The 26464-nt window shown below is 66.5% G+C and carries 27 protein-coding genes; 3 read left to right on the top strand and 24 right to left on the bottom strand.

The genetic code is table 11. The features are described 5' to 3' along the window. Positions 1–158: 158 nt before the first annotated feature. Genes KY501_RS17005 through KY501_RS16980 form a run of 6 tightly spaced genes read right to left on the bottom strand, consistent with a single transcriptional unit; the run spans position 159 to position 4365 of the window. The gene (locus tag KY501_RS17005; protein WP_224364203.1) at positions 159–1082 is read right to left on the bottom strand and encodes a hypothetical protein; all 924 of its coding nucleotides are present in this window, start codon (positions 1080–1082) and stop codon (positions 159–161) included. Further along, complete coding sequence (locus KY501_RS17000; RefSeq protein ID WP_224364202.1) at positions 1079–1459, bottom strand: VRR-NUC domain-containing protein; 381 nt, start codon at positions 1457–1459, stop codon at positions 1079–1081. Before KY501_RS17000 ends, KY501_RS17005 begins: the two co-directional genes overlap by 4 nt. Continuing rightward, positions 1456–3468: a DNA N-6-adenine-methyltransferase gene (locus KY501_RS16995; protein ID WP_224364201.1), complete on the bottom strand. Its 2013-nt coding sequence runs from the start codon at positions 3466–3468 to the stop codon at positions 1456–1458. Before KY501_RS16995 ends, KY501_RS17000 begins: the two co-directional genes overlap by 4 nt. Positions 3469–3470: 2 nt before the next feature. Then, entirely contained in the window at positions 3471–3707 is a 237-nt protein-coding gene (locus KY501_RS16990) for a hypothetical protein (protein ID WP_224364200.1), read from the bottom strand. Then, a complete protein-coding gene (locus KY501_RS16985; protein WP_224364199.1) occupies positions 3704–4042 on the bottom strand; it encodes a hypothetical protein in 339 nt (112 codons plus the stop codon). The genes KY501_RS16990 and KY501_RS16985 overlap by 4 nt, the downstream gene beginning before the upstream one ends. Next, positions 4039–4365, bottom strand: coding sequence for a LexA family protein (locus KY501_RS16980; protein ID WP_224364198.1), 327 nt, complete (start codon positions 4363–4365; stop codon positions 4039–4041). The genes KY501_RS16985 and KY501_RS16980 overlap by 4 nt, the downstream gene beginning before the upstream one ends. A 721-nt stretch (positions 4366–5086) precedes the next feature. Between KY501_RS16980 and KY501_RS16975 the strand changes: the two genes are divergently transcribed. Beyond that, complete coding sequence (locus KY501_RS16975; protein WP_224364197.1) at positions 5087–5599, top strand: YceI family protein; 513 nt, start codon at positions 5087–5089, stop codon at positions 5597–5599. A 229-nt stretch (positions 5600–5828) separates the two neighbouring features. After that, complete coding sequence (locus KY501_RS16970; RefSeq protein WP_224364196.1) at positions 5829–6491, top strand: alpha/beta hydrolase; 663 nt, start codon at positions 5829–5831, stop codon at positions 6489–6491. 218 nt (positions 6492–6709) lie between these two features. On the opposite strand, the gene KY501_RS16965 is transcribed toward KY501_RS16970, so the two are convergent. Both KY501_RS16965 and KY501_RS16960 read right to left on the bottom strand, forming a co-directional pair. Beyond that, entirely contained in the window at positions 6710–8488 is a 1779-nt protein-coding gene (locus KY501_RS16965) for a lamin tail domain-containing protein (protein ID WP_224364195.1), read from the bottom strand. A gap of 498 nt (positions 8489–8986) precedes the next feature. After that, on the bottom strand, positions 8987–10318 hold the full coding sequence (locus KY501_RS16960) for an IS4 family transposase (RefSeq protein ID WP_224364355.1): 1332 nt from the start codon (positions 10316–10318) through the stop codon (positions 8987–8989). A gap of 276 nt (positions 10319–10594) precedes the next feature. Here KY501_RS16960 and KY501_RS16955 point away from each other — a divergent pair, with 276 nt between their 5' ends. Further along, entirely contained in the window at positions 10595–10816 is a 222-nt protein-coding gene (locus tag KY501_RS16955) for a hypothetical protein (protein ID WP_224364194.1), read from the top strand. Positions 10817–10821: 5 nt separating this feature from the next. Here the strand turns inward: KY501_RS16955 and KY501_RS16950 are convergent, their stop codons facing one another. The 16 genes from KY501_RS16950 to KY501_RS16875 all read right to left on the bottom strand — a co-directional run bounded on the left by KY501_RS16950 (position 10822) and on the right by KY501_RS16875 (position 26338). Then, on the bottom strand, positions 10822–11376 hold the full coding sequence (locus KY501_RS16950; RefSeq protein ID WP_224364193.1) for a dihydrofolate reductase family protein: 555 nt from the start codon (positions 11374–11376) through the stop codon (positions 10822–10824). Positions 11377–11665: 289 nt separating this feature from the next. After that, positions 11666–12385: a hypothetical protein gene (locus KY501_RS16945; RefSeq protein ID WP_224364192.1), complete on the bottom strand. Its 720-nt coding sequence runs from the start codon at positions 12383–12385 to the stop codon at positions 11666–11668. Between the two features lie 74 nt (positions 12386–12459). After that, positions 12460–13260, bottom strand: coding sequence for a class I SAM-dependent methyltransferase (locus tag KY501_RS16940; RefSeq protein ID WP_224364191.1), 801 nt, complete (start codon positions 13258–13260; stop codon positions 12460–12462). Further along, a complete protein-coding gene (locus tag KY501_RS16935; RefSeq protein WP_224364190.1) occupies positions 13257–13979 on the bottom strand; it encodes a hypothetical protein in 723 nt (240 codons plus the stop codon). The genes KY501_RS16940 and KY501_RS16935 overlap by 4 nt, the downstream gene beginning before the upstream one ends. Positions 13980–14070: 91 nt before the next feature. Continuing rightward, entirely contained in the window at positions 14071–15063 is a 993-nt protein-coding gene (locus tag KY501_RS16930) for a PLP-dependent cysteine synthase family protein (RefSeq protein WP_224364189.1), read from the bottom strand. 31 nt (positions 15064–15094) lie between these two features. Next, complete coding sequence (locus tag KY501_RS16925; RefSeq protein ID WP_224364188.1) at positions 15095–15658, bottom strand: GNAT family N-acetyltransferase; 564 nt, start codon at positions 15656–15658, stop codon at positions 15095–15097. Between the two features lie 28 nt (positions 15659–15686). Further along, positions 15687–16433, bottom strand: coding sequence for an iron-containing redox enzyme family protein (locus KY501_RS16920; protein ID WP_224364187.1), 747 nt, complete (start codon positions 16431–16433; stop codon positions 15687–15689). 123 nt (positions 16434–16556) lie between these two features. Further along, on the bottom strand, positions 16557–17216 hold the full coding sequence (locus KY501_RS16915) for a cyclase family protein (protein ID WP_224364186.1): 660 nt from the start codon (positions 17214–17216) through the stop codon (positions 16557–16559). Positions 17217–17306: 90 nt separating this feature from the next. Beyond that, entirely contained in the window at positions 17307–18230 is a 924-nt protein-coding gene (locus KY501_RS16910) for a DMT family transporter (protein ID WP_224364185.1), read from the bottom strand. 17 nt (positions 18231–18247) lie between these two features. After that, the gene (locus tag KY501_RS16905) at positions 18248–19672 is read right to left on the bottom strand and encodes a diaminobutyrate--2-oxoglutarate transaminase family protein (protein ID WP_224364184.1); all 1425 of its coding nucleotides are present in this window, start codon (positions 19670–19672) and stop codon (positions 18248–18250) included. Then, a complete protein-coding gene (locus tag KY501_RS16900; RefSeq protein ID WP_224364183.1) occupies positions 19665–21020 on the bottom strand; it encodes a lysine N(6)-hydroxylase/L-ornithine N(5)-oxygenase family protein in 1356 nt (451 codons plus the stop codon). Before KY501_RS16900 ends, KY501_RS16905 begins: the two co-directional genes overlap by 8 nt. Before the next feature lie 54 nt (positions 21021–21074). Then, the gene (locus KY501_RS16895) at positions 21075–22472 is read right to left on the bottom strand and encodes a methylaspartate mutase (protein ID WP_224364182.1); all 1398 of its coding nucleotides are present in this window, start codon (positions 22470–22472) and stop codon (positions 21075–21077) included. Next, positions 22469–23623, bottom strand: a complete 1155-nt coding sequence (locus KY501_RS16890; RefSeq protein ID WP_224364181.1) for an amino acid kinase family protein — start codon at positions 23621–23623, stop codon at positions 22469–22471. Before KY501_RS16890 ends, KY501_RS16895 begins: the two co-directional genes overlap by 4 nt. A 3-nt stretch (positions 23624–23626) precedes the next feature. Further along, complete coding sequence (locus KY501_RS16885; protein WP_224364180.1) at positions 23627–24658, bottom strand: aspartate-semialdehyde dehydrogenase; 1032 nt, start codon at positions 24656–24658, stop codon at positions 23627–23629. Next, positions 24655–25137: a cobalamin-dependent protein gene (locus KY501_RS16880; RefSeq protein ID WP_224364178.1), complete on the bottom strand. Its 483-nt coding sequence runs from the start codon at positions 25135–25137 to the stop codon at positions 24655–24657. The genes KY501_RS16885 and KY501_RS16880 overlap by 4 nt, the downstream gene beginning before the upstream one ends. Before the next feature lie 22 nt (positions 25138–25159). Continuing rightward, positions 25160–26338: a fatty acid desaturase gene (locus KY501_RS16875; protein ID WP_224364176.1), complete on the bottom strand. Its 1179-nt coding sequence runs from the start codon at positions 26336–26338 to the stop codon at positions 25160–25162. Positions 26339–26464: the final 126 nt, after the last annotated feature.

Raw genomic sequence — 26464 nt, 5'->3', positions numbered from 1 at the left:
TGCAGCCTTCGCGTTTCTCCTCGCTGTGGGCTTACTGGCGCACTCGGGGTGCCGCAACCCTTGAGCCCGGCTGTAGGCTGCGTACTCCCCCTTTCGGATCCGCCCCCCGCAGCCCACTGCAGTGCACGTACCGTCCTTCCTCGCGACGATAGTGGGCACTACCGCACATCCGTGAAGAGGGGGCCCAGGCTCACCGCTCGCGGGGACACAGCTCGATTCGGAGTTGTCGGGGCCCTCCTCACTATGGCCCGGCCCCTGGGAGGCTCCAAAGCCCGACGCAGGGCCCTCAGGCCCGTCTCGCGCGCTTCCCTCACTGCGGCCCGACTGAGCCGAAGCTCGTCGGCGAGGATGGTTTCCCCAACAGGTCTCTCTCTGCCAAGACCCGCGAGCCCCATAATCACGTAGCGCTGGAGCAGCCCTAGCCTGCCCAGGGCATTCACCGCCCGGCGAGCAAGGGCTAGGCGCTCCTCGCTCTCGCCGCGAGCGTCCGCAAGGCCCAGCAGGGTGTCTGCTGGTAGGGCCGCGTGGAGGGTACCGCTTCCAAGCACGGAGAGACTCCCTGCGGACACGCCGCGCTCCTCGAGAACCTCGGCGAGTTCGCGCGGCTCGGGCACCGAGGCTACCTTCTCCACCCACTGCCCACCCACGATCTGCCGGTACTTCACTTCGCGCAGCGGGCCCTCCATCTGAGCTGCCGCCTTGGCGCGCTTCACCTTGCGCCGTGCGTGGCGAGTCACACGCACTGGGGACACCTCCCCGAGAGCGGCGCGGCGTATGGCCTGGAGAGCCAGGCGCTTCACGTAGCCCGGGTAGAGGCACTTCCCCGGAGCCTGGCCAGGAGTAAAGCCTTCCCAGGCTTTGTAAGTGGCCACCAGCCCCTCCTGCACCATGTCCTCCACCGCCACCCTGTATTCCTTTGCCACTGCCACGGCTGCAGACACCACGTACCCGCGCACTGCCAGGGCCAGGGCTTGCTCATCCTCGAGTCGTGGCTCCTCCCGGGTGAGGCCATGGAGACGAATGAGCAGATCCTCCATCTCCCGGTGGGAGAGTCGCGCTTTCTCTGTATGCTGTGAGTTCATGAGGTCCTCCTTCCCGGGGGGTAGGTGGCGGGACGCGCGCGGAGGCGAATGGTTCGCGCGGGGTTGTCTGCGTCCGACCGGAGCGGCTCTGGCGAAGGCGGACGGCCCTCCACCGCAGCCAAGGCCTCCTCGGGCGAGCGCACCACGGGCACCTCAAGCCCAGCTGCTCGCAACCGAGCGAGCAGTTCCTCCTGGGCCCGGGTGAGGCGGTTCTTGCCCCGGGGGTTCTTCACCTCCAGCACGCGCAGTTCGCCGCGCCGAATGCACAGTAAGTCCATCACCCCGGGCGCATTCACCTTCACCACCGTCCAACCCGCGAGTTGCAGAGCCCGGACAATGGCCGGCTCGTTCCCGTCTCTTTGAGAGGCCCATCTCATGGGGTCCCCCCCGCGTCTTCGGGCAGCACGTACCGGACTCCTGCGAGGCCACGGGAGGAGAGGTGCCGCTCCAGCAGTTCGCGGTAGTGGTCATCCACCCAGTCGCGGAAGAACCGATCGGGGCACTCCAAGAGGAGCAGCCCTTCGTCCACAATGGCCAAGGCTCGCATCCGCGTCAGCCACTGGAGGGCATACGTCCTCCCATCCCGCTGCACCTCTTCCAGCGCGACATGCCAGAGGCGCCCAGCAGGCGAATCGTCCCTAGCCAGAGCCTCCATCTGAGACTCAGAGGCGCAAAGTTCCTCCTGCTCGCGCTCGACGGTGGCGCGCGCTTCGGCGCCCAGCCGCTCGGCCCTGTTGCCGGGCCGCCCGTGGGCCACGGGTGGCCTCACGCCCGCGGTTTCCTGACCCGGTTCCGGGTCCAGACTCCAGCGGCCAGTGAGGAGACACTCTGCTGGCTCGTACCCCTCTCGCGTCTGTCCCACGAGTAGCCACACGAGGCTGGCTCTCTGACGGCTGCCCAGTTCGCCGCGGCATACCGGGGCTCGTGGAACAAGCGCGAAGGCCTTTTGCCACTCCTCTAGCGGGCGGCGATCGAGCGCGTCCTGGGCATCCCCCAGCAATCGCTTCGAGGTGCGCTCTCCCCAGGCCGGGAAGCCATGCGGCGCCACCAATTCGTTCCATGCGGAGCGCAGAGCCTGCACCTCCGCCGGTAGCGAGGCCGATGTGTGGTGCTCTCGCCGGGTGTCACGCACGCCGTCACGCGGCGCCGCCGTGACGAGCGCGAGCGATCCTCTCTTCTCCGAGACAGAGGGAGGGGGAAGAGGGAGAGGAGAAGTAGAGAGTCTTTCTTTCTTCTCCTCCCCCTGTGTCACGCTGGGCGTCACGCTGCCCTTTCGCGCGCGGCAGTTTCTCTGTCTCGTTCTGGCCAACTCCCTCTTTCTCTTCTCCCTCTCCTCCTGTGTCACGCTGGGCGTCACGCTCGGGGGTTCGGTAGCGCCTACTGTCTGAGCGTGACGGGAGTCTTCGGCAGGAGGAAACGACGCGATCAGCTCCAAGATCTCGGGCGTCGGCGAGAACCATTCACCCACGAGTCGCGTGCTCGCAAACCGCTCATGGAGGCGACGTTCGTCCTCGACCCCTCCGTCGACGATCGCCAGGAGAACAATCTTCCCCCCTCCCGCCCCTGTTTGCAGAGAGGCCACTCGTGCCCAGGGATTCGCGCTGACCCCGATCTTGATGTTCCCGGTAGGGCCCCGCGCGAAATAGACCTTCGTCCGGCGCTTCCCGCTTCTATTGAGTTCGGACTGCTGGCGGAGCGCATCAGCTGTTGCCTCGAGTGCTGCAGCTTGCGCGCGAAAGAGTTCGACGCCCTTCAGCCATCCGGCCAGTTCCCCCTCAGCGCGGATCCGGGCCCTCTCCGCACGAAGCCGAGCCGCCCTCTCACTCTGCAACAGGTGCTCGGCATCGCCACCACCTGCTGGCGGTTCCCGCGCTTGGCGCCGCCAGATCACCAGCGCTTGGGGAAACTTCCCCCCGTGTCCGGGCAATCCGTCCGGGCAGCCCGGCCAGCCGAAGCGCCACCGGCCCCGCGGTCGCCGCATCTCGGCATGCCCAGTTTGAAGCGCCGGCTCCACGTAGTCCTGCCACCAACCTCTATCCGTCCACGCGGGCACCGCCAGCACCACCAGCTCGGCCCCGTTGTCCGCCTCGGATGCGCACTTCTTCGCCCAGAGCGAGAGGCTCCGTGCATCGTACGGACCCGGGTTGCACCACACGCGCTCGCCCCTCCATGACTGCGCGAGCCCGTCTGTCGCAACAGCCCCAACCAAGCTCGGGTCAACCCCTGGCGGGCAGAAGAACCTCGGAACCTTGGCGGCCTCGCGCGTGGCGGCGCACACGTCCACGGTGAAGCCGAACTCCTCGTTGAGAGGATTGAAGTCCGTCCGGCGCGTGTACCACTCGGCTGTGTTGCCCTTGGGAGGCAACACCCGTGCTGCCGTCCCCATCGCTACTCCTCCCCCGGGCCGGTGGTGTTCGGTACCTGCTCGAAGGTGCCGCGCAAGCCCGGCACTCGGGCCCACGCAGAAACCGTGTCCATGGGCTGGATCGCCACGCGCTCGGGGCTGCTCTCGGTACCTGCCAGCACGCGGTAGCCCCGGCAGCAACGCAGGCTCGCCAGACTGCGCCGGGCGCGAGTGCCTGGCAGCATCTCGGGCTTGGCGAGCTTCTCCTTAAGGGAGCTCATGGCGCAGCCACCTCCGCCACCGCCGAGCGCTGCGCTCGGCGCGTGGCATGGGCCGCCTTGCGCAGCTCGTGCGGAAGCTGGAGCACGGTGACGAGAGTGTGGCTGCAGAACACCCAAACAGCCTCACCGTGGACACGGAGGTTGTCCGCAGTGCCGCGGGTACTGGCCACCATTCCGAGGTACTGGCGCAGGGCTCCGAAGGTGTCCTCGTGGCGAAGCCCTGCCGCGAAGGCCCGGCATGCCATGCGTTCCGTGGCCTTGCGGTTCAGCCCGAGGCGCTCACGGCCACGTTGGAAGGCATGCTCGGAGATATGGAGATCGCTGGCAGGCGTCACCGGAGCACCTCCACCTCAAGTGCTCGTACCTTTTGCCTGTGAGCTCCCTTCAAGTGAGTGGCGGCAGCCAAGCACTGGCGACCGGCCTCGGTGCCGCGCAGCGTGCGAACTGAGCCGCGCTCACCGACCAGGAGCCCCTTCCGCCTTAGAGCCTCCACGAGGCACTGGACGGCCTGGGTACTGCTCACGCCGAGCGGCGCGAGCAACTCGCGCACCGTGGGACTGTAGCCCTGGCGCGCGCGTCCCTCCTCAATGAGGCGCAGCACCTGGAGCTGGCGCTCGGTGGGAGGCAGATCGGCGCAGCGGCGACGGTGGCGGTTCATGCCGCACCGCCCGTCACCAGGTGCTGCACCACCGCCGCGCGGAGGGCGTGGCCTTCGCAGGCGAGAGGACCACCGGGAGCCGCATCAAGGCACTTCCCACAGCCCGGCACAGGGGCCACCTGCAGCCGGAAGGCGAGCACCGCCTCCTCGAGCGCTGCTTGCTGTGCAGGGGACAGCGGACTGCCTGCTCCGCCCTCAAGGGGCGCACGACTGGTGTCTGTCTCTACGTTACTACGCTCCGACGCGCCGTCATGGAGCGCTGCGTGCTCCTCTGCGCTCTCTCCCTCGTGATTCTGAGGATTTACACACCCTGCCGACACGTCACGGCGCGTAGGAGACGGCTTCGATTCCCGCTGCCTCCATCCCGAGAAGCCCAGCAATCTTAACGGGGTAGCTGTCGCCAGGAGACTGTGGCTTCGCCTGCAGTTTGGCATCCTCACGCGGCCCAGTCACCGCGGCGTACCCTCCACGCCCTCCAGCACCGGCACGAGAGCCACCTCCATGAGGCCGATGGGAATTTCTTTCAGAAAGAGAAATGAAACCCCAGGCAGGCCTGTGTCACTTGCCTGCAGAGGCTCTTCCTATGCACCCCTCAGCACTCTCCGTGATCGCTCTATTGTTAATCTCTGCCTGCAGCTCCGGAGACCCCGCGCCCGCCCGGGCAGCCCCCACGGCCACGGACAAACTTTCAGTCCCAGCTGTTCCTCATGCCTCGAATTGGGTGCTGGACCCAGAAAACTCTTCGGCGCAGTTCTCCTGCAAACACGTGTTCACCAACGTGCGCGGCATGTTTCACAAGCCTTCCGGAACCCTCACCCTGGATGAAGGAAACCTCGCCAATACCAGGGCCAACGCGACCATTGATGTGAGCACCATCACGACGGGCGTGGAGGAGCGTGACGCGCACCTCAAGAGTCCAGACTTCTTCGACGTTGCCAAGTTCCCGGGAATCACCTTTGCTTCAACCAGCGTAAGTAAGTCGGGCGCCACCTCGTACGCGATGATGGGCAACCTGACCATGCACGGCATCACCAAGCCGGTGACTCTCGCGGTCACACTTTCGCCCCCGTTCAATCATGCCGGAGGCATACGCCGCGCGGTCGAGGCCACCGGAGCCGTCAATCGGAAGGACTTTGGCCTTCGTTGGGAATTCCCGGGCGAGGGAGCCGGTGTCGTCGTGGGAGACAACATCGAGATCTCCATCGATGCGGAGCTGGTTCTTCAACCCGAATGATGTTGTACCGATGCGCCACCCGTCGGCCGATCCCTTTCCCTTGCGCCTGCTCCTCTCCATCGGCGTGGTCCTCCTAGCGGGGCCTGGGTGCAGCTGCAAGCCGGCGCCGGCGCCGCCCGCGGGATCGGCGGCCGTGCGTCCGCCGTCGGAGACGCCGTCAGCGGGGCCTGTCGCGCCTCTGCCCCCGGCGGGAGAGCCAGGGAGCACCACCTGGGGCGAGATCGCGGGCGTGCGCTACCTCGAGCACATGACGGGCGGGGCGCGACCTGACGAGCGGGTGCCGATGATCGTCGCGCTGCACCCCATGGGCGGGGACCCCTCGGACTTCCTCCTGCTGCTCCGGCGCTACCGCCGCCGCGCCCGCCTCATTCTCCCGTACGGCCACCCGAGCGGCGGCATGTACATCTGGTACGACTCCGTCCGCGACGACGTCGCAGCGCCCCTGGTTACGCGGGAAGCCGATCGGATCGCCGCTGCGCTCGCCGCCCTGGTGGCCGCCCGCCCCACCGTCGGCAAGCCCCTCGTCACCGGCTTCTCGCAGGGCGGCATCATGACCTTCGCCCTGGCGGTCACCCACCCCGAGGCGCTGGTGGCCGCCTTCCCCATCAGCGGCCTGCTCCCGCCGTCGCTCTACCCGTCGGCGGCGCTCAGCTCGGGGCCGCGCCCGGCGACACTCCCGCCGGTCGCGGCTTTCCACGGCGCCTCCGACCTGGCGGTGCCGACCCGAAGCGCGCGCGCCTCGATCGCCGAGCTGCAGCGCGCCGGGTACACCGCGGAGCTGCGCGAGTACGCCGGGGTCGAGCACGACATCTCCGACGAGGAAGATGGCGAGATCTTGGAGCGAATCGGGCGGGCCGCCGACGGCCTCGCGGCCGCGACGCCGGCGCCTTGAAGCGGGCGCGCTCGTCGACTTCTCGGGTACGCCCCCCGCGCTCCTCCACCCGCTCCTCCCCTGCCACACCTTGCCAGGGCACACCCTACTGTCCGCCTCCCACGGGGTTCTCGTGAGCCCTGGTCTCTACGTCGATGGAAAGGATCAGCGCATTCCGCTCTCCTACGCGCCAGAGGGCCGATTCCGTAGCAGGATGCTCTCGAGGGGCTACGGCTGGCTCAGAACGTCGAGCCGTCGGCGCGCCTGCCCGGAGAGGAGGACAGGGTGCTCAGCGTGCCATGGGCGGACAGCGGAGCCCCCGCGGCGCCGTCGGGGTTGCGGTTGAACGACGTGCCCGGCGCCAGGGCCGTGCTCCAGGACACCGAGTCCATCAGGTAGGTCGGTACGACGTGCAGGGAGACACTGTCGGCTGCGTCGTCGAGGAAGAGGTTGCCTCCCGAAGACGGCACCGCGTTGCGCAGGCCCGCCGGGATGCCGGTCGCCGCCCCGAAGACCGCCAGCGCCTGCCCCGCTTCCAGGCGCGTTCCGCACGAGAAGCGGTGGATGACACCCTGTGAGTCCGACAGGGTCCAGCGGCCCAGGTCTGCGGGGGTGCTCGCCAGATTGAGCACCTCGACGAACTCCGCCGCTGTGTTGCCGGAGGGCTCGCTCGCCAGCACCTCGTTGATGATGACCCGCGGGGTAGCGCTCGTCACCGTCAGGGACACGGGACCATTGCTCGTGTCCCCCACGCCGCTCGCGGTGGCGCTCACGACACGCACCCGCGCCGAGGCCGTCGTCACATTGGGCGCCGTCCAGCACCAGGTTCCCTGAGAGGCGGGCACGTCCGTCCCGATGCGCACCCAGTTCGTCCCGTCGGTGCTGTACTCCACGTTCACGAGGGAGACCCCGCTGGAGTACCAGCTGACGGGGAACGTCGTGTAACCCGTGGCGCTCTCTCCTCCGTTGGGGAAGGTGACGCGCAGCGCGGGAGACGAGGGCGCGGGCGGCTTGTACTCGGTGATCACCGGATAGTGATCACTGGTGGTGGCCCGATAGTCCGGGATGTAGCTCTCGGGCTTCTCGATGCGCGCCCGATCCGGCAGGATGAGCGGGACCAGCTCGTGGGTCACCAGGTGGTGATCGATGGTGGACGTGTAGCCGGTCGTCGAGCCGATGTGCGCCTCGGACAGACCGCGCGTGGCGAAGAGGTACCGGGCCCTGTCCTCATCGAGCTGCTGGAACGGCGAGGGCTGGCCATCGATGATGGAGGTGTCCACGTCATCGTTCCAGTCTCCGACCACGAAGACCTTCTCGTTCGGATAGTGGCTGTCCAGGTACGCCTTGAGCGCGTCCGCCGAGGCCTTGCGGCGCTGCCACGAGTCGGCGAGCGCGAACGGATAGAGGTGGAGCGCGATGAGGACATAGTCGCTCGTCACCCCTCCCACGGTGGCGGAGAACGTCACCTCCAGCGGCATCCGGTCCGGATCAATTCCGTGGAGGAGCTTGGCGCTCAGGACGCGGACCGAGTCACGCCTGTACAGAAACGCGGGCTGGAGGGGATCGTTCGCGTAGAAGTGGGGGCCGTCGAAGACCCGCGGATCACTGGCACGGAAGCCGTCGTACGCCGGGAGCTGGGACCGGAGCTGCTCGAACTGCGCGTCATCCATGATCTCCATCAGGCCCCAGACATGCGCGTTCATGCGCTGGATGACGCTCCGCGCGTTGCTGAGTTGGAGGCTCTCATTGGACGGGCCATGCGTCGGGGAGCCAAATAACTCGATGTTCCAGTGGCCCACCTTGAGGGTCGGCCCGTCATACGGGAGCGGGCCCGCGTCGGCGCCTGAGCCCTGCCCCCCATCCATGCTCCCGCCGTCCGTCCCCGAGCCGGCGTCCACCTGGGTGCCACCGTCGCCCGGGCCGACCTGAGGTGTCCCCGACCCCCCTCCGCCAGAGGACGAGCCACAGGCGGTGGACAACAGGCATACGAGGAGAGACGCCACGCGAGAAGAGTTCATGGGCGCATCATCTCCCAAAGTCGCCAGCCCTCGAAAACAGGGGCCACGACGGCGTCAGAGCATAGATGTGGAGACGATCCACAAGAAGCGCGGCGAAACGATCGCGGCGACCGCGATCGCGGCATACATGGAGCGCGGGCTCAATTGATCGAAAAGCCAGGAAGGCGCCCGCGCTCGCGAGTTCCGAGGGCCTGCAGCCCCCGAGCCCCCTGCGGCGTCGAGAAACCCCCGTTTTGCGAAGAAGCGAAGGCCAAACAGGGACTTCTCGACGCACTCGTGCAGAACGCTCCCACCAAGCGCAGGGCCCCAGGGGTTGTGGCGCCCGCAGCCCGAAGCTCGCCAATCAACTGATTGGGCTGGATTCTGATCCAAACCAGTAGGGGAGATCCCGCGATTGCCCGCAGTCGCCGCGATCGGAATCCCGCGTTCCTTAACGATCGTTTTAAGGCTCGCCTCTTGGGGCTTCGGCCCTGCCCACGCTTGAAGGAGCCACCCCTTTCAAGATGTTGAATCAATGCGTCCAGAAGCCAGGACGCGAGCGGTGGAGACATGCTTGCGTGCAGCGCGTCCATCGACGTAACCCTTCTTCGTTTTCTTCTTTGGCCCCCGAGGGCGCTTGCGCAAGCGCTTGGGCTGGGCGTGCTGAGCGATGAGAAGGAGGAGCCGGCTGAGTTGGAGAGGGGTTTGCTTGTCGAAGGCAGCCCAAATCTCGTCAGCCACGGCAATCATCATCCCGCCATAGGTAGCCTTCACCTCGATGGAAATGAAGAAGGGAGAGATTTCAATGCCCTTGGCTTTGGCTTGGGGGTGCGCCGCCTCAACAGCCGCTTGGATGACCGCCAAGATGTTGTAGGCCACTACAGCGGTGCCGAAAGCCAGCAGTGCTGCTCTGGGCTGGCCTAACGTCCGAACCTCGCTGTGAAGGGCGGATTCAAGACTCTGAAACATGCCTTCAATGCTCCAACGCTTGCGGTACAGACATGCCACCTGCTCGGCGGAGAGTTTCTCCGCCGGGGCGTTGGTGAGCAGACGAATGAGGGGCTCGCCCTCCTCGGTGGGCTCATCCAGTTGAAGTTCGATGCGACGCAGCGTGAGCAGGCGCCCGCTGTCGTCCTCCACCTGGACCGCCTGCTCGACGACGACGCCCGTCTCCACACGGCCCACCTCTCTGCGTTTCCCCACCTCAGTAGGGCTGGGAGTGCGTCCATGCTCTCGGATGATGAAGGCGGCTTGCCGCTCTTCCAAGCCAAAGACAATCTTGGTGGTGGAGAAGTTCCTGTCTGCTATCCACAAGTCACCCTGCTGGGCATGTTCCAGCGCGGCGGCCACCAGCGTCCTCTCTTGGGCGTGCGCATCCTCGCAAGGCACCATGTCCACCACCAGCCCCTGCTCCGGTGCGTATACCACCAGAGAGTGCCCGGGCAGGGCGGCTCCGCGAAACTCACGCAGCGGCTTGAGCCTCTTCTCGCTGGCAGGCAGGTGATTGCCGTCGATGACTCGGACGCGATAGCCCTCTGCCCAAGGCTTCTGGCCTGTTCGCAGAGGCTCCACTACGGGCTCCATTCGCTGAGCGCTGCCGCGGACCAGAGCGCGCACCAAGCCCGGCTCCATCCGATTGCCCTTATCGTAGAGCGCCGCCAAGGAGGTGCCCACCTCTGCGGCCTTCGCGGCCGCATGCAGCGAGGGGCGTAGCCCCAAGGCCACCACCGACATCAGCCCGACAACGGTGGAGAAGAGAAGCTCCCGGGTGTACTGCCTCTGACGGTGCTCCTCGAAGAGCGAATCCATCCACTCTGCGCTGACGGCGCGCTGGAGAACCAGCCGCGCCATGACACTCACCGGACTGTCTTTGACAAACCGTTCAAGGATTACATCGAAGGCCACCGCACAACTCCAGGAGAAGGGATGCCGGACGTGCTCACTCTGTAGGTAGAGCACTCCACTCCCTACCTATCATGTCGGCTCGGGCTCTGCCTGCTCCCCTCAACAGGTTTCCACCCCCATGAACGGTTACGGGATGCCCAGGGAGTCACGGCGGTAGTCCTCTCTTCCCGCAGCAGCAGGCAGAGCCCTCTCTTCCCGATCTTTCCTGCTTCATCAACGACCTTGAAAGGGGTGGTTCTAAGACAGATACGAGCTGTGCAGAGGGTGAGGGCTGGTGCAGAGGGGCCGAGGAGGGCCGAGGACGGCGCCGCATACGGCTGGCGGCGGGCGCACAAGCACACCGACACGCCCGGCGAGGAAGCGATCGTCGACCCGATCATTCAGGGCGTCCTCAACCAGATCTGCGAGTCCTTCGGCTTCGACGACGAGGACCGCTCGGCCTGATCGGGTCATCCCTCCTTGCGGCGGTAATGCATCGCCACCTGCCCGGACTTCAGCCGGTTCATCGAGACGAGCTCGAGGCGCCGTGAGGGCTCCAGCCCCTGAAACAACGTCGGCCCGTGGCCGGCGATGACGGGGTGGACAACGAGACGGTACTCATCGATCAGCCCCAGCCGCTCGAGCGCCGTCGAGAGCGTGGGACTGCCCACTAGCACGCCTTGCGGGGTCTTCTCCTTCAGCTGAGTCACGGCCTCACGCAAATCCCCCTCGACGCGGAAGGTGTTGTTCCACGGGAAGTCGCGGCGCGAGGCCGAGACCACATACTTCGGCTTGGCCTCCAGCTTGCGCGCCCACTCCCGCATCGCGCGTGGCGCGTTCTCGTCGCGTGCCACCGCCGGCCAGGCGCTCTCCATGAGTTCGTACGTGACGCGCCCCCACAGCATCGCCCCGGCTGCGTCCATCAGCTGCGTGAAGTAGTCGTGCAGCTCGTCGTCCGCGATCCCCTCGCGATGGTCGCAGCACCCGTCCAGCGTCACGTTGAGTCCGAAGGTCAAGAGTCCCATGGCGCTGATGTACCACGGCGGGAGCATAGGAAGGACAGGAGCCCTCTTGGGCGTAGCGGGCGGGAGCAGAGCGGGAGGTGAGGGAGGCTGATTGGAGGGTCCGGGTGTTTCGACACAGGGGCGTGCCGTTGATCTCGGCGCGTTCGTACGGTTGGGCCTCGGCTTCGGTGATGCCGACGATCAGGACGAGCGGGACGAGCACAACGAGTCTGAGAGGGAGCATGCCCACCCAACCTTCGTGGCATCCGGGAGCGGGAACAGAAGCCGCCGCGTAGGGAGGGACGCCCCTTCAGCGCCGGCGCAGCCTCGCCCCCATGCCAGGCATGCCGAAAATCGTTTGGGTCAGCCCGTGGGTGAGGAGGCCGCGCGGGTCGGACTGGGTAAGTTCCTCGTAGAACTTCTGCCAGTAGTCCAGAGTGGCCTCGTGGCCATCGACGATCCGGAACACCCACTCTGAGAAGGGGCGCGGTGGCCGGCGCTCGTCCACATAGGGCTCCTCCTCATCTTCGAAGCCCCAGTATACGAGGGGGTCCTCCTCACCGAGGCCGGCCGCGCAGACCATCCCACTGTGGCCATGGAACGCGAGGGCCAGGTGAGGACGCCCCCACCAGCTCACCACCTGCGGAGGCTCCCCTTCGGGGACACAGGGGTCCGACAAGAACACCTCTCCATCAATGCTCGCTTCCAGGAAGCAAGCCAACAGAGAACAGGCGTAGAACTCACGAAGTGCACCCGGCACGGGAAGCCCGAGCCGCGCTTCGAGCTTCGCCAGTCCGTCTTCATGGGCCAAGGCGCGGAGCCAGTCCGGCACCTTTCCTTGCAAGCGCAGCACTTCGGGGGCGCGGAAATAGCCCCGCGCCTCGGCCACCTCGAGCGAACGCTGTAGGTACTTCATGAAGCCACCATATGCCTTCTCGACGCGTTCATCAGCGAGTCCACGGGTCCGCTCCCGAAGATCGCCGTCCGTGGGCCGGGCGCCGTAGGAGAGCGGGTGGCCCTCGCGCTTCACGAAGTCGTGCTCCGTGGGCTTGTTCTTCAGGTCGAGGCCCAGCGTTCGGGTTCAGACGCGAGGCATGATGCGCTTCACCCACGCCGCGCGGCGAACATCAAGAACGTCTGCGGAGTGCGCAGGTCCACCAACTTCAAGCCCGCCGCGTCCAGCCAGCCTTGGATCTCATCGACGGTGAAGGAGCGCACGTTGAACGCCGCCTCGTGGCGGCTCTGGAAGTGCCTGTACAGCGGCCGCTCCGCCTTCCGAAAGGTGAGCACCGTGAACGTGCCACCCGGGCTCAGGCAGCGGGCCACCTCGCGGAAGACGGCTCCTGGGTCCGGGAAGAGCTGGAGCGCGTTGGAGCAGTTCACCGCTCCAATCCGCCCCGTGCCGAAGGGCAGCTTCTGCGCGTGGGCTCGCACCGTCGCCAGCCCGGGGATGGCCGCCTGGATGGCTTGCAGCATCGCCACGCTCAGGTCGACGCCTATCACCCGGTCCAGCCCCGCCTTCCCCACCACTGCCTGCGTCCACCTCCCCGCCCCGCATGCCAGGTCGAGCACCGGCCCCGTCGCGGGCTTGAGCTGCTCGCGGATGTAGCCGTCCTCGTCCGCCTTGCTCAGCGCTCCACCCCAGTTCGTGCCCATCAGGTTCACGAACACCGCTCGGGTGTGGTCCTCGTACCGGGTGATGTGCAGCGGGTCCTGCATGTAGAAGGGCCCGAGCCCGTCCTTCTTCATCGCGGCCCGTGGCGCGAAGTCGACGTAGCCCGTACGAAGCGGATAGCTCGCTCCGCACGGGGCACAGCGGAAGCCTTCAGGGACCGGCGTGACGGGGCCGTGGCACTCGGGGCACGCGACTGCCTCCCTCTGGCCATGCAGCAGCTCGGTGCTCATTCCTGGCCCTCCTCGATGGCGTGCTCGGCCTGCGCCCCGAGCAACGCGAGCACCGCCGTGGTCTCTTCCTTCCAGTACACCTCGAGCTGCTCGGCGGAGAGCCCCAGTCCGCGCCGCCACTGCTGGTCGGCGGCGGCTTCCTCCTCGGTGACCCGCCAGAACGCGGGTGAGGGCCAGCCGCGACCGATGAGCTCCACCCTCCCAGGGGCGCTGAAGTCCGCCGTGTGCAGGCACCGCTCCAGTCGGGAGAAGTCGTCCGGGCCGAACCCGCCGGGCTCGAGCTCTCCGAGCACTCGCTCGCGATCCTCGGGGAAGTGCGCCAGCAGGAACAGCAACGCGAGCCTCGCCCGCCGGCTGCTCATGTTCCGCCGCGCTGCCGCCAGTGCCAAGGGGACTCCGCGCCGCACCGCCTCTCGCACCTCGCGGGCAAGGGGGTGCTCTGCCGGGGCCTCGGCCAGCACGCCGAGCAGGAGCGCGGCTCGGGCCACCGTCAGCGGTTGTGCCGACTCCAGCGCGCCCACCAGCAAGGGGACGACCGGAAGCGTCGCCCCGGAGAGCCGCCCGTCGGCCCAGGCCAGCTCCACGAGTCGCGGGTACACCCGGGCCGTCCGCTCTGGCTCCGCCGCGCACAGCTCCTGAATGAGTTCTGGCAGCTGCGCCGCGCTGTCTTGCGCGTGTGCCAGGGAAGACTGAGTGCCAGGGTTCATCTCCGTTGCCACGAGTCAGGCCTCCTCGAGCGCGTCACACCCAGGGTGTGGCCGCCAACGGAGTTCACCCGGATTCCCCTTCGCAGTCGAGCGCGGACTGGCGTCACGTGCCGGGAGTGGACCACAGCCTCCCGCTCAGGTAGCGCTCTCCGCTGTCGTTGCAGAAGCACACGACACACGCGGACTCGTTCTCCCGAGCCACATCGAGCGCCGCGGCGAGTACGGCGCCAGAGGTGGCTCCTACCATGATGCCCTCTCGCTGGGCCATGGCTCGCGCCGTCTCCAAGCCTCGCTCCGTGGAGATCCGCACCAGCCGGTCGAAGCCATCCTCCCGATAGATTCCCGGACGGAGCGTGGACGGGATGTGCCTCATTCCAATGAGGCCATGATCATGCCGGTCCGGCTCCACCGCGACGACCTGGATGCGCGGGTTGCGCTTCTTCAGGCCCCAGCCCGTTCCCATCACGGTCCCGGAAGTCCCGATGGCCGCGACGACGTGGGTCACGCGCCCATCGGTCTGCTCCCAGATTTCGGGAGCCGTCGTGAGGTAGTGCGACCAGAGATTGGCGGGGTTGCTGTACTGATCCGGTTTGAAGTAGTGCTCGGGATTCTGCGCGTAGATCTCCTGGACCTTGCGGATCGCGCCGTCCGAACCCAGTGCCGGTTCCGTGTAGACCTGCTCCGCACCCAGCGCGCGTAACAGGCGCTTGCGCTCCTCACTCACCGCGGCCGATAGCGTCAACTTCACCGGATAGCCCAGGGCTGCTCCGAGCATGGCCAGGGACACCCCGGTGTTGCCCGAAGTGGACTCGAGGATGGTCATCCCCGGGCGCAGCGCTCGGGTTCGCAGGCCCTCGTAGACCATCATCGTCGCCGCGCGGTCCTTGATGGAGCCGCCGGGGTTGTACATCTCGAGCTTGGCGTAGAGCCGGACGGACTGTGGGATGTCCGGCTCCACGCGCTGGATGCGGTACAGCGGCGTCTTGCCGACCAGGTCGATGAGGGTCCCCGTGTTCCGAGGCCAGTGCACTCCTTCGGGCAGGTGCCAGCTCGAAGGGTCCTCCATCTGCTTCAGCGCCAGAGAGTTCTCGCCCATGACTCACCGTTCTCGATGCGCACTCGCGGAGCTACAGCAGGTTCCGCTTGCGCGCGATCTCGAACGCCTCCGCAACGCTCAGGTACATGTAGATGCCATCGAAGAGCTGCCCATCCACCCGCGAGTAGCCAGGCAGGACGCCGAAGACCTTGAAGCCCATGTGCTTCCAGATCTGCTCGGCGGGGCTGCCCGCGCGCACGTCGAGATAGACCAGCTCCACGCCCAATTCCCTGCACTTGGAGATGAAGGCCGGAAGCGTGCGCCACATCACGCCGTGCCCTCGCACCTCGGGATCCACCATCGCCCGGAAGACTCCAGCCATGTGCCGGTTGTTCGGGGAGCCGCTCTGGATCAGCGTGCCCTGAAAGAGAAAGCTGCTGCCGGTGTCCGCCACCAGCAGGTGGCAGCGCTTCTCGCTCAGGTCACGATTCAGGTCCGCCACGATCTTCTGGCCCACAGCGGGCTCGAACGGGCCAGGGAAGCCCACGGTGCTGTCGCGCTCCAGAACGCGCAGATACAGCCCCAGGTAGCGCTCCGCGTGCTCCGGAACGAGCCGATCCAGCCAGCGGAACTGGTAAGGCGCTTCGGTGCTCATACTCGCTCCCTTTCCTGTGAGCCTTGGCTCACGCGGACGCGGTGAGCCCGGGAGGGGGAGTCGTCAGTACGCCGCCCAGCCGCTGGTACTCGCGCTGGATGCCGTCGTAGTGCCGCCAGAACAGCTCGACGGTGTCGCGCACCGTGGCGATCGCCTCCTGCTGCATCTTCTCCGTGGTGCAGACGGCGCACACGATGTCGAAGCCTTCGCGCACGTGATCCACGTCCTCCTCCGCGTGAACGGAGAAGAACTGGATGTCGTCTTCCGAGAGGCCGTAGAGCGCCGCGATGGCCTTGTGAGGAGCAACCCCAGACTCCTTCTGGATGGTCTGCCCTTCGCTGGCAATCATCACCGCGGCGGCTCCCATGTGATAGCGAGCGGGGTCCTCACACAGCTTGCGGCGGAACTCGAGGAGCTCCCGCGTCTCCGGGAGCGGCTCGGCTCGCTCCATCTCCTCGTTGGAGATGCCAAGGGCACGCAGGAATTTCTGCATCAGCTCCAGGTGCCCATCCGTCTGGGAGAGGGCGCCCGTCACCTCTTCGTAGAGGTTGGAGGCCAGGTTGCGGCGGAACGAAGGCGCGGGGCAGTTGTAGAAGAGGGCCGCGACGTACCGCTCGAACATTCGGGTGAGCGGGTATGTGTTCATCCCGAAGAGGCGCAGCAGTTGTGGGTTCTTCTTCGGTTGAAACAGCTCCATCAGGATGGGGTGGGCCAGGGTGGACTTCGATTTCAATGCCTTGCCAAGCTCTCTCCGGAACTGCGCCTCGCTGAGCATGCACACTCCTTCAGGATCAGGTGACGGATGGCACTATCCTTCTCAAGATATGAAGAGCGCGGTTATTCTGCTTTGCTATAAATCCCAGAACAAGTAGTGCTTTTGGGTCGAGGGCACGGGACTTCATACGTCGTGTTCGGCGAAGGCTCGAACCGGCATGGTGGCAGCTCCCACGACACGTAAGGGAACAGCGTAGAAGCGGAACCCATCCGGTGGCAGGGATTGGAGATTGCAGAGGTGCTCGACGATGAGAATGCCCGCGGCGAGCAGCCGGGTGTGAACAGGCCTGGCGGGATCCTGGGTGTCGTCCACGTTCCAGCAGTCCACGCCCACCAGGGCCGGGCGCGCCTGCAGGATGCGGTCCACGAACTCAGGGGCCAGGAAAGGACCTGGCTCGTAGTACCGCTCCGTGGCCCACCGCTCATCCCAGGAGGTCTTCACAAGGATGGCGCGGCCGCGCAGATCCCCCTCGGGGAGCTGTGGGTTGACGGAGCGAGAAGCACTCATCTCCGCGGACACCACATGCCCTGGCAGCCCCGCGACCTGCTCCAGCGGAATGTTTCCGATATCCTGCGTGTCTGGATACCGATGGAAAGGGCTGTCCAGGTACGTGCCTGTGTTGCAGTCCATTTCCAGCCTGCCCAGATAGAACTCCGATCGGTTCTGGTATCGGGGGCGTGAAGCGGCGTGGTCGACGATGGCCTTGACCTTGGGGCTGGAGAGCCCGGGGTAGGGGGTCATTCCATCCTGGATGGGGTGGTTCAGTTCGATGAAGCGCTTCATGAGATGGCTTCCCTCTTCGTGCATGGGCAGTAGCCCAGATGCCGTGGAACGCATCGACTTTAGCGATGTCGAAGAGGGAGTACAGCCGCTTCAGGAGACTCCTGGGCTCTCGGCGGGCGCCTGCCGAGATGCAGGCTCGGAGGTCGTGGCTCCCCGGGTCACGCAGAGGATGGAGCCCACCACGCATGTCATCCCTATCAGGTGTGACCAGTTGAAGTGCTCGCCGCCCACCGCGTAGGAGAGCAGCACGGCGCTTACGGGCATCACTCCCGTGAACACCGCGGCCACGCTGCCGGGCACCTTCGAGACGCCCGCGAACCAGATCATGAACTGGAGCACGGAGATGCCCAATCCCATGAACACCAGGGCGGACCAGTTGGGCCACTCTGGCGTGGTGAAGTCAAAGCTCACCATCTGGTAGAGGGCGAAGGGCAGGAACGTCACCAGAGCGAAGAGGTTCACATATGCTGCGGTGGCCAGGGGGCTGATCCGGGCCGTGACCATCTTGGCGGAGATGGTGAAGAGGGCCTCGCCCACGACGCAGCCGAAGATGAGGGCATTGCCGAGCAGAGGGTTGGGGCCGCGGCCCGTCGCGTCTCCGCCGGAGAGGTTGATCGCCAGGATGCCCACCATGGTGAGCACCACGGCCAGACCTCCCCACGAGTTGAGCCGCTCCTTCAAGTAGAGGACGGAGATGAGCGCGGTGAAGATGGGGACGGTGCTGGTGATGATCCCGCTCTCGGCGGCGGTCGTGTAGCGCAGCCCGAAGAGCAGGAAGACGGTGAACATGAAGATGCCCCCGAACCCGCAGACGAAGAGCGCCAGGGCCTCCCTCTTCGTCAATTTGGGCATGCGTCCCTCGCGCAGCAGCACCAGCGCGATGAGGACGGGAACCGCCATGGCGAGCCGCAGTCCCGCCGCGAGGAACACCGGGAAGGCGTGCGTGAGGAACTTCCCCGCCACGACCACGGCCCCTCCCATGGCCATGGCCAGGGTGCATTGAAAGTAAGCCAACCAGCGACTGCTCGACATTATGCCTCCGAGGCCCGGGGAGCCGCGTGACTCCCGGCGCACCCACGCAGTGAATCTATGATGATGTCCAAGGCCGCATCCACGGTGATGCGCTCGACGTTGATGGGCGGCAAGAACCGCAGCACACAATCCTCGCGGCCTCCCAATTCCATCAGCAAGCCCCGCCGCAAGAGCTGCTCCTGCACCCTGCCTGCCATGATGGGATCTCCTCGCCCCGTCTTGGGATCGATGAGCTCCACGCCCAGCATCAGGCCGAGCCCGCGGATGTCTCCGATGATGGGCAGATGCGCACGGACCTGCTCCAACCGTTCCCGGATGTAGTGCCCTTCGCGAGTGGCGTGCTCCAGGATCCCATCGCGCCGGATGATCTTCATCATCGCCACGCTCGCCGCGAATGCGAGCTGATTGCCGCGGAAGGTGCCTGTGTGCGCCCCCGGCTTCCAGACATCCAGCTTGCGATCGTAGAGAATGACGGCGATGGGCATTCCCAATCCGCCCAGGGCCTTGGACAGGACGATGACGTCCGGTTCGATGCCGAAGTGCTCGAAGGCCAGCCAGCGTCCCGTACGGCCGCAGCCACTCTGGATCTCATCGATGATGAGAGGAATGCCTCGCTCCCGGGTGATGCGCCGGACCTCCTGGACGAAGCGCGGGTGGGGAGGGATGACGCCGCCTTCTCCCTGGAGCACTTCCATGATGACGGCGGCGGGAGTGCGGACCCCTCCGTTCTCATCATCCAGGACCTTCTCCAGGTACTGCGCGCAGTTGGTGGAGCAGGACTCCGGCCGCAGCGACATGGGGCAGCGGAAGCAGTACGCGTAGGGGAAGAAGTGGACGCCGGGCATGATGTTGCCCAGGTGCTCCTTGGGCGGCCGCAGGCCGGTGAGAGCGAGGGTGCTCTGGGTGCTCCCGTGGAAGCCTCCGTGGAAGCTGATGACGTCGCCTCGCCCGGTGGCTGTCTTGCACAGCTTGATGGCCGCATCCACCGCGTCCGCCCCCGCGGGACCGCAGAACTGGATCTTCATCCGGTCCTGGAGAGGCTTGGGCAGCATCCCCAGGAGCTCCTGGGTGAAGGCATCCTTGATGGGCGTGGGGAAGTCGAGCATGTGGGTGCCCTGCTCGAGCTGCTGGCGGACGGCGTCGGCCAGCTCCGGGTGGTTGTGGCCGAGCGCCAGTGCTCCCGCTCCGCTCAGGAAATCGATGAAGAGGTTGCCATCGAGATCCTCGACGTAGGCTCCCTGGCCGCGCCGCGCCGCGAGCTTCATCTTGCGGGGATAGGTGCGCGCGTTCGACTCATGGGTGGCCTGGCGCTCCAGCAGCTCGGCGGAGCGCGGGCCAGGGATGGAGGTGCGCAGGACGGGCCGGCCATCCCTGGGCAGTTGGAGCGAGGGCTCCCTTCTCTCAGCGTGTTCCCGCTCAGCCATGGCCGAGCTCCTTCCGAGAGCCCTCGGCCTTGGGGCGTGCCCGAGGGAAGGGCGTGGTCACCTTGCGATCCAGCGCCTGGGCAATCTCCTGGGCGAGCTTTCCGGCCCTCAGGGAGAGGAGGCTGAAGGAGCCTGCGTCGCTGACGCCATGCGAGGCTTCGCACAAGCCATTGAGGAACAGCGGGGGAATGCGCCCGGTCCGCTCGGAGGCGTTCACGCTGTAGTCGAAGTTCACGTGCAGCACGCCGCGCGCATCCATCCGGAGGTGGCGTTCGAGCGGCTGGAGGAGGGCGGGGATCCGCTCCTGATGGGCGCCTGGCCCCAGGTCCCGGAAGCCCGTGGCGAGGACCACCGCATCCACCGCCCGTTCCTCCTGGGTGTGTTGGTAGATGTGCTTGGAGGTGATGCGGATGCTCTTGCCGTCCTGGACGGCGCTGGTGATCTCGTGGTTGTTCACGAGCGACACGCGCTTCCGCCCATCCAGCTCGTGCTCGTAGAGCGTGAGGTAGAAATCCTTGAGGATGTCCATGTCCGACGCGGAGTAGTTGAGGTACTTGAGATCCGCGTTGATGCGCGCCTTGTCCTCCTCGGACGCTTCATAGAAGGGGGCGACGTGCTCGGGGTGGACGCTGGCCTCCATGAAGGGGTTGGTGTCCTTGAGGCGGAAGGAGAAATGGCGGATGAAGCAGACCGGTTCGACATCGGGGAACCGGTTGCAGAGATCCAGGAGGATCTCCACCGAGCTCTGGCTGGCGCCGATGACCGCGATGCGCCGGGCGCCTTGCTCCACCAGCCGGTTGATGCGTGGCAGGTAGTCATTGAGGTGGAAGACCCGCTCGGAGAGGAGCTTGTCGAACGGCGCCGGGGCATACGGCGCGCGGCCCGTGGCCAGCACGAGGATGCGGCCCTGGTACTCGGCGCCCTCCGCGGTCTTGACCCGGTAGCCCTGCGGGCCCAGGTCGGAGCCCACCAGTGAGACTTCCTTCACGTGCTGGTTGTAGTCCACCGAGTGGTCGAAGTGCCTGGCGGTCCACTGGACATACTTCGCGTACTCCTTGCGAAGCGGGTATTCGAGCCCGAGGTTGAAGTGCTTGAAGAGCAGATCATTCTCGAACAGGTAGTTGATGAAGGTGTAGTGGCTGCGGGGATTGCGCGGCGTCACCAGATCCACCGATGGGTGGTGCTGGATGTTGGCGCGGTGAAGCATCATCGCTTCCTGCCAGTTCGCCGTGGGCTTGGCCTCGAGGAAGCGGGCCTTGACGCCCGGAAGCATCTCCTCCAGTGCGATGGCCAGCGCGATGTTGCCCGGCCCGAAGCCAATGCCAATGAGATCGTAGGGTTCCGACATGGGGTGTCCTGGTGCGATGAGTGATCGGGAATGCTCGAGCCGGCCGCGGCGGGATCAGCTCACGAGCCTGAGCGGGGACGGAGGAGCTGTGGGGCTCTCCCTGTCGCTGAACAACATGATGTCGCCGCGGAGCTTGTGGAACACGTTGAACTGCTCGGAGCGGGTGACCGTGGAGAGGAGGGCCGCGTTGCGGCGTTTCGTCTTCTCACTGAAGCCCAGGGCGCCGCTCCGGTAGAAGCGGATGGCGCCGGATGCGTCCCGCATGGGGAGGACCTCGGAGCGGGCATGGCGGCTGGCGCTGAAGGGAATGTCGAGCAGCCCTTCCGCGAAGGCTCGAGCGATCGCCGGGATGGGATCCGCGGCGTCCAGCACGGGCGCGACGATCTCGTCCACCTCGGTGAGGATGGCCTCCATCTCTTCCTCCACCTCGTGCTCCGGCAGGTGGATGAAGTCGAAGATGTTCGAGGTGGCGGAGCGCGCCGTCCAGATGCCGGTGGCGTTGGCCTCCACGGTGGGGATGCCCAGCGCCTCCTCGTAGGTCTTGTTGATCAGCTTGGTGGCCCTGCCTTTCCAAGCAGTGAGCGCGCCGTAGAAGATGGTCGCGTCCGCGGTGCGCCGGCTCGGAGAGAACGGGCCCATCCACTCGTGGAAGACGGGGTAGACCTCGACGTTCGGCGGCAGGTACCGCGCAGCCATGCGCCGGATGGTGCGCAGCGCCGCGACGTCCTGGATGAGGTTTCCACCCTGGCAGCAGGCAATGGAGATGCAGCGCACGCCCGCACGCGCCGCGATGATTGCCTCCAGCAGCGTCATGGAGAGGCCGATGGAGGGTGGAATGAGCACGGCCGTGAGCGTTCCGAACAGTTCCCGGTCCACGAAGAGGCCTGCCCTGGCCAGGTCTCCGCAGGCTTGCTCCACCTCCTGCCAGCAGCGCAGGGAGTGCTCTAGCGGGACGTCCTTGCAGTATGGGAGGTTGTAGCAGATGCCTCCTCCCTCGAAGGCGGTGATGCCCGAGGAGATCGCCACCTGGAAGAGATCTCGTGGATCCGGCGAGCCATGACGGACCTGGAGCGGGGCCTTCACTGCTTCGTTGAGCTCTCGGCCTCGCCGCCAGCCGTGCCCCACCAGTGGGTAGCCGTTGAGCTGGCTCGGGCCCGCTTCGATCAGGTGACGGGCCATGTCGAAGCGACGCAGCCGCGTGTAGGAGTCGATCGTCAGGGTGAGGATTTCCGGCTGCGCCCGCTCCTCCAATTGCAGGAGCAGCCGCTTCATGGCCTCGTGCGCGCCCACGCCACAGCGCGGTTGGACGAGGAGCTGCTGGTTTGCGTCCGCGCTTCGCAGCACGTCCCTGACGGTCGGCTTTCCCAGCGCGCGGACGTAGTGGACGATCTCCTGGGTGCCAGGAAGATCGGTGGGGAGCACCTCCTGGGGAGGAGGCTCGCGCGAGCTCACGAACGGCCTCCGGGGGCGAGCGGGAGCAGGCGCTCTGGCAGGCCCGAAGCGCTGGGTGGCTGCGCCGGGATGTGGGGCTGCTCCGCGGGATGCGGGAACATCCGGTCGTGCAGGGACTGGCCCAGCAGCGTGGCGCTGGCCTTCCCTACGATGTCACGCTGGGGCGGCTGTCCCGGCTCGAAGCTGCTCACGAGGTGCTGCTCCTGTGCCACGGCCGCGATGCCGTGCCGGGAGAGGAAGTGCACCGGGTCGAAGAAGCCGCAGGTGACGACGAGCCGGCGCGAGAACTCGCCATCCAGCCGGACCAGGGGGACCTCGGCGGCGCGCAGCAGCGCATCCGCGCGCACTCGCTCCGTGGGCGTCGTCAGCTCGAGCACGATGCTTCGGGCATCCACCACGACGGCCCTCGGCTCCGCTCCATCGCCGATCACCGTCCCCACCCGGTAGTCCTCACGGTTGAGACGGCAGACGATGAGGACGCCGTGCCGCTTTCCCTCGGCCACCGCGCCGTAGTGCATGACCTTGGCGCCGCTCCGAGACAGCTCGATCAGGCCGTCATAGGAGATGCGCTCGATGAGGCGCGTGCCTCGAATGAGGTTGGGGTCCGCAGTGTAGACGCCACACACGTCCGAGTAGATCTCGCACTCTCGCAGCCCCAGGGCGGCGGCCACGACGACCGCCGTCAGATCCGAGCTGTTCTTGCCGAGCATGGTGGGACGGCCCTGGCCATCCACGGCCTGGCCTCCGGGGACCACGACGACATCCGCCTGCTCCAGGGCTCGGCGCAGGGGCAGCGCATCCACCTGCTGAATGCGGGCGCGCGTGAAGTTGTCGTCCGTGCGCACCCCGAGCTGGAAGCCATTGAGGGATGAGGCCCGCAGGCCCGCCGCCTCCGCGGCGACGCGCAGCAACCCGGCGCCCAAAGTGTCCGCCAGAGGCAGGAGCGCGTCCGAAGCCTCGGGAGAGGGCGTCGGCGTCAGTGTCTGCGCCAGGCCCCGGAGTCGTTCCGTGAGCCCCGCCATCGCACTGGCGACGATGACGATCTTCTCCGCATCCCGGGCCAGCCGCTCCTTGAGATGGACAGCGATGCGCCGGTAGTCCTCCATCTCCAGGAAGGAGGAACCCCCAAACTTCAGGACTCGGATACGCATGATTCAGCAGACTCCCTTGGCGACTACCTGCTCGGCGACCTGCATGGCATTGAGCGCGGCGCCGATGCGGAGGTTGTCCGAGACGACCCAGAACCAACCGGATTCCGGCATGTCCGGCACGGTGCGGATCCTCCCGACGTGGACGTGGTTGGCGTTCCCCATGAACCGGGGCGTGGGGAACGGCGTGTTTCCCTGGCCGTCGTAGACGGTGACCTCCGGGGCATCGCGCAGCAGCGCGAGCATGCGCTGGCGATCCAGGGGCGCCTCGCACTCGAAGTACACCGCCGCCGAGTGGCAGTTGAGCACAGGGACACGCACCGCCGTGGCACTGACCTGCAGGTCCGGGCGGCGGAGGATCTTCCGCGACTCCTGGACGACCTTCTGCTCCTCCAGCGTGAAGCCGGTGTCGAGCATGCTATCGATGCTGGGGATGACGTTGAAGGCGAGGGGGACCTTGAAGCGCCCAGCGTGAGGCGCTTCCTGGGCACCCGAGAGCGTCTGACGCGCGTCGATCCGCAGATCCTCCATGCCCGTCAGCCCGGCGCCAGAGGCCGCCTGGTAGGTGCTGACGATGAGCTTGCGCACGTGGAAGTGGCGGTCCAGCGGCGCGATCAGGCGCACGATGGGGATGGTGGAGCAGTTGGGGTTGGCGATGATGCCGCTGCGGGGCCGGGTCCCCAGCAGATCCCCGTTCACCTGGGGGACCGCCAGCGGAGAGTCTGCGTCCATGCGGAAGGCGTTCGTGTTGTCGATGACGAGCGCCCCCTGCTGTGCCGCCTTTCGAGCCCACTGCTGGCTGATGGACGTGCCCGCCGAGAAGAAGGCGATGTCCACATCCGAGAAGTCGAAGTGCGCGAGGTCATGCACCCGGTACTGCTGGCCACGGAACGAGCGCGTACGCCCCGCCGAGCGCTCCGAGGCGATCAGGTCCAGGCGCCTCATCTGGAGGTTCCGCTCTTCGATAAGGCTCAGCAGCGTCTCTCCGACCGCCCCGGTCGCTCCGACGATGGCGACGTTCAGGTCCGCCCAGCTCATCGGTGCACCCCGGTGACGGTGCGCGTGAGGGAGGTGCTCATGCGTTGGCTGCGCAAGGTCTCCAGCTCCTGGAGAAGCTGCTCGGGCGACTCCAGGATCATCGATACGCCAATCTCCCTGAACTCGGCCTCGAGGGTGTCGCGCTTCTTGCTCCCCACGGACAGGTTCCCGCCCAGGATGACCGGGCAGCGGATCTGGTGCCGTTGCTTGAGCAGCTCGAGCTCGCGCAGATCCTCCAGGGCGTGCCCGTTCATGCTGCCGATGGCAATGGCCAGCGCGTCCCGGTGCTCGTCATAGGCGCGCATGAAGTCAGACACCGGCGTGCACACGCCGAGGTTGATCACCTCGAAGCCATTCTCTCGAAGGTAGTGGGCGATGAGGTAGTTGGCGACGACATGGGAGTCGCTGGCGGCGACGCCCAGGATGACCTTGTTGCGTTCCGTCTGAGATGGGGGATCGATCGTTGTGAGGCCAGACATGCAATTCTCCCTTGGACGACGCTTAGGAACTGGAGCCTTCCGTGACCGGGACGGGTGCGTGTGGTGTGACGGGCTGGCCGCCCGGGAGCATCGGCATCCCTGACAGCGCGTCGAAGACGTAGTTGACCGCGACGTGGAACCCCCAGATGTCCCAATAGGCAGGCCAGCCGCGGTGCCCCGAGTCGATGTCGGACTGGCGCGCGTACGCGGAGTCCGGCCAGTCCAGCGTTCCGGGGTGGCGGTGGTGGAAGTCGTGATGGGGCGCGTCTCCCACCAGCACGAGGAAGCGCATGGGGAGGTGGTACACGGCCATCGCCAGCCACCACTGGCTCCACTGGTACAGCCAGCGGTGGATGGGGAGCCCCCGAGGCGGCAGCGGGCTGGCGCAGAAGCGGCCCCAGCAGCGGGTGGCCAGATGATCGCGCACGGACTCGGAGCTGGCCTTGGGGATGAACCACGCGTGCTCGGTCAGCAGCTCCAGGAAGGCGCTCTGGTGGTAGAAGAAGAAGACCGGCACCGCGAAGCCCAACAGCCAGGCCTTCCACATCCCCTGCACGAGCAGCATGAGCGCCACCCACAGGGCCACGTGGGTCCACGCGCCCAGCCGTCGCCAGCCCCGCGTCTTGAACAGGTTGTACCTGAAGCGCGACAGCAGGTAGCTGCCGTGGAAGTACGGCGAGAACAGCGTCTTGAACGTGTGCAGCCAGAGCTGGCGCCGCGTCATTCCCTCACGGAAGCCGAAGCGGCGGATGAAGGTGAGGACCGGATCCTGCTCGGTGGTGAAGGTCTTCGCGCCATGGTGGAGGTGCGCGTGATCCCACCGGTAGCTCTCCAGATCCTGCGAGAACAACAGCGTCGAGAGACACTCGCCCACGAAGCGGTCCACCTTCGGGTTCTTCGTGAACCGGAAGTGGCCGCACTGGTGCACCAGGACGAGGGCCATGTTGCGGGCGCCATTGAGCGTCAGGGCCCAGCCCAACACCACCCCGAGCACCTGCCATGGCGGTGAGCGCAGCACGCTCCACGCGCTCAGGGCGAAGCCCGCGGCGAACGTCAGGAGGGTGCTGGCGAGGTAGCTCCACGGGCCCGAAGCCATGAGCGGACGTTGGCCTGGGAGCGCCTTGCCCGTGAGCCACGTCCAGAAGGGCTGGGTGAAGCCGGGGAACCGTTGCAGGTCCTGGCGGACATCGGTGTCGCGCACTGCTTTCTCCTCCAGCACGGGGTGTGGAGGAAGACCTCGCGGCACCAAGGCCTGCCGAGGTGTTCACGTTCCACCCCCTGGACGTGCATTGATTGATGGCCGGGTGAGCCTGGGCGGAGCGCCTTC

This window comes from Hyalangium versicolor, from assembly GCF_020103695.1.
Classification (GTDB): Bacteria; Myxococcota; Myxococcia; order Myxococcales; family Myxococcaceae; genus Hyalangium; species Hyalangium versicolor.
Note: the sequence above shows the minus strand (reverse complement) of the source record. Positions and strands in the feature narration are given on the sequence as shown.

Coding starts and splice junctions, on each gene's coding strand:
- KY501_RS17005 (WP_224364203.1), bottom strand. CDS start 1,082: ATGAACTCACAGCATACAGAGAAAGCGCGACTCTCCCACCGGGAGATG.
- KY501_RS16880 (WP_224364178.1), bottom strand. CDS start 25,137: ATGTCTGGCCTCACAACGATCGATCCCCCATCTCAGACGGAACGCAAC.
- KY501_RS16900 (WP_224364183.1), bottom strand. CDS start 21,020: ATGTCGGAACCCTACGATCTCATTGGCATTGGCTTCGGGCCGGGCAAC.
- KY501_RS16950 (WP_224364193.1), bottom strand. CDS start 11,376: ATGGGACTCTTGACCTTCGGACTCAACGTGACGCTGGACGGGTGCTGC.
- KY501_RS16990 (WP_224364200.1), bottom strand. CDS start 3,707: ATGAGCTCCCTTAAGGAGAAGCTCGCCAAGCCCGAGATGCTGCCAGGC.
- KY501_RS16965 (WP_224364195.1), bottom strand. CDS start 8,488: ATGAACTCTTCTCGCGTGGCGTCTCTCCTCGTATGCCTGTTGTCCACC.
- KY501_RS16925 (WP_224364188.1), bottom strand. CDS start 15,658: ATGAGCACCGAAGCGCCTTACCAGTTCCGCTGGCTGGATCGGCTCGTT.
- KY501_RS16890 (WP_224364181.1), bottom strand. CDS start 23,623: ATGCGTATCCGAGTCCTGAAGTTTGGGGGTTCCTCCTTCCTGGAGATG.
- KY501_RS16980 (WP_224364198.1), bottom strand. CDS start 4,365: ATGAACCGCCACCGTCGCCGCTGCGCCGATCTGCCTCCCACCGAGCGC.
- KY501_RS16995 (WP_224364201.1), bottom strand. CDS start 3,468: ATGGGGACGGCAGCACGGGTGTTGCCTCCCAAGGGCAACACAGCCGAG.
- KY501_RS16905 (WP_224364184.1), bottom strand. CDS start 19,672: ATGGCTGAGCGGGAACACGCTGAGAGAAGGGAGCCCTCGCTCCAACTG.
- KY501_RS16960 (WP_224364355.1), bottom strand. CDS start 10,318: ATGGCGCGGCTGGTTCTCCAGCGCGCCGTCAGCGCAGAGTGGATGGAT.
- KY501_RS17000 (WP_224364202.1), bottom strand. CDS start 1,459: ATGAGATGGGCCTCTCAAAGAGACGGGAACGAGCCGGCCATTGTCCGG.
- KY501_RS16885 (WP_224364180.1), bottom strand. CDS start 24,658: ATGAGCTGGGCGGACCTGAACGTCGCCATCGTCGGAGCGACCGGGGCG.
- KY501_RS16930 (WP_224364189.1), bottom strand. CDS start 15,063: ATGGGCGAGAACTCTCTGGCGCTGAAGCAGATGGAGGACCCTTCGAGC.
- KY501_RS16915 (WP_224364186.1), bottom strand. CDS start 17,216: ATGAAGCGCTTCATCGAACTGAACCACCCCATCCAGGATGGAATGACC.
- KY501_RS16920 (WP_224364187.1), bottom strand. CDS start 16,433: ATGCTCAGCGAGGCGCAGTTCCGGAGAGAGCTTGGCAAGGCATTGAAA.
- KY501_RS16940 (WP_224364191.1), bottom strand. CDS start 13,260: ATGAGCACCGAGCTGCTGCATGGCCAGAGGGAGGCAGTCGCGTGCCCC.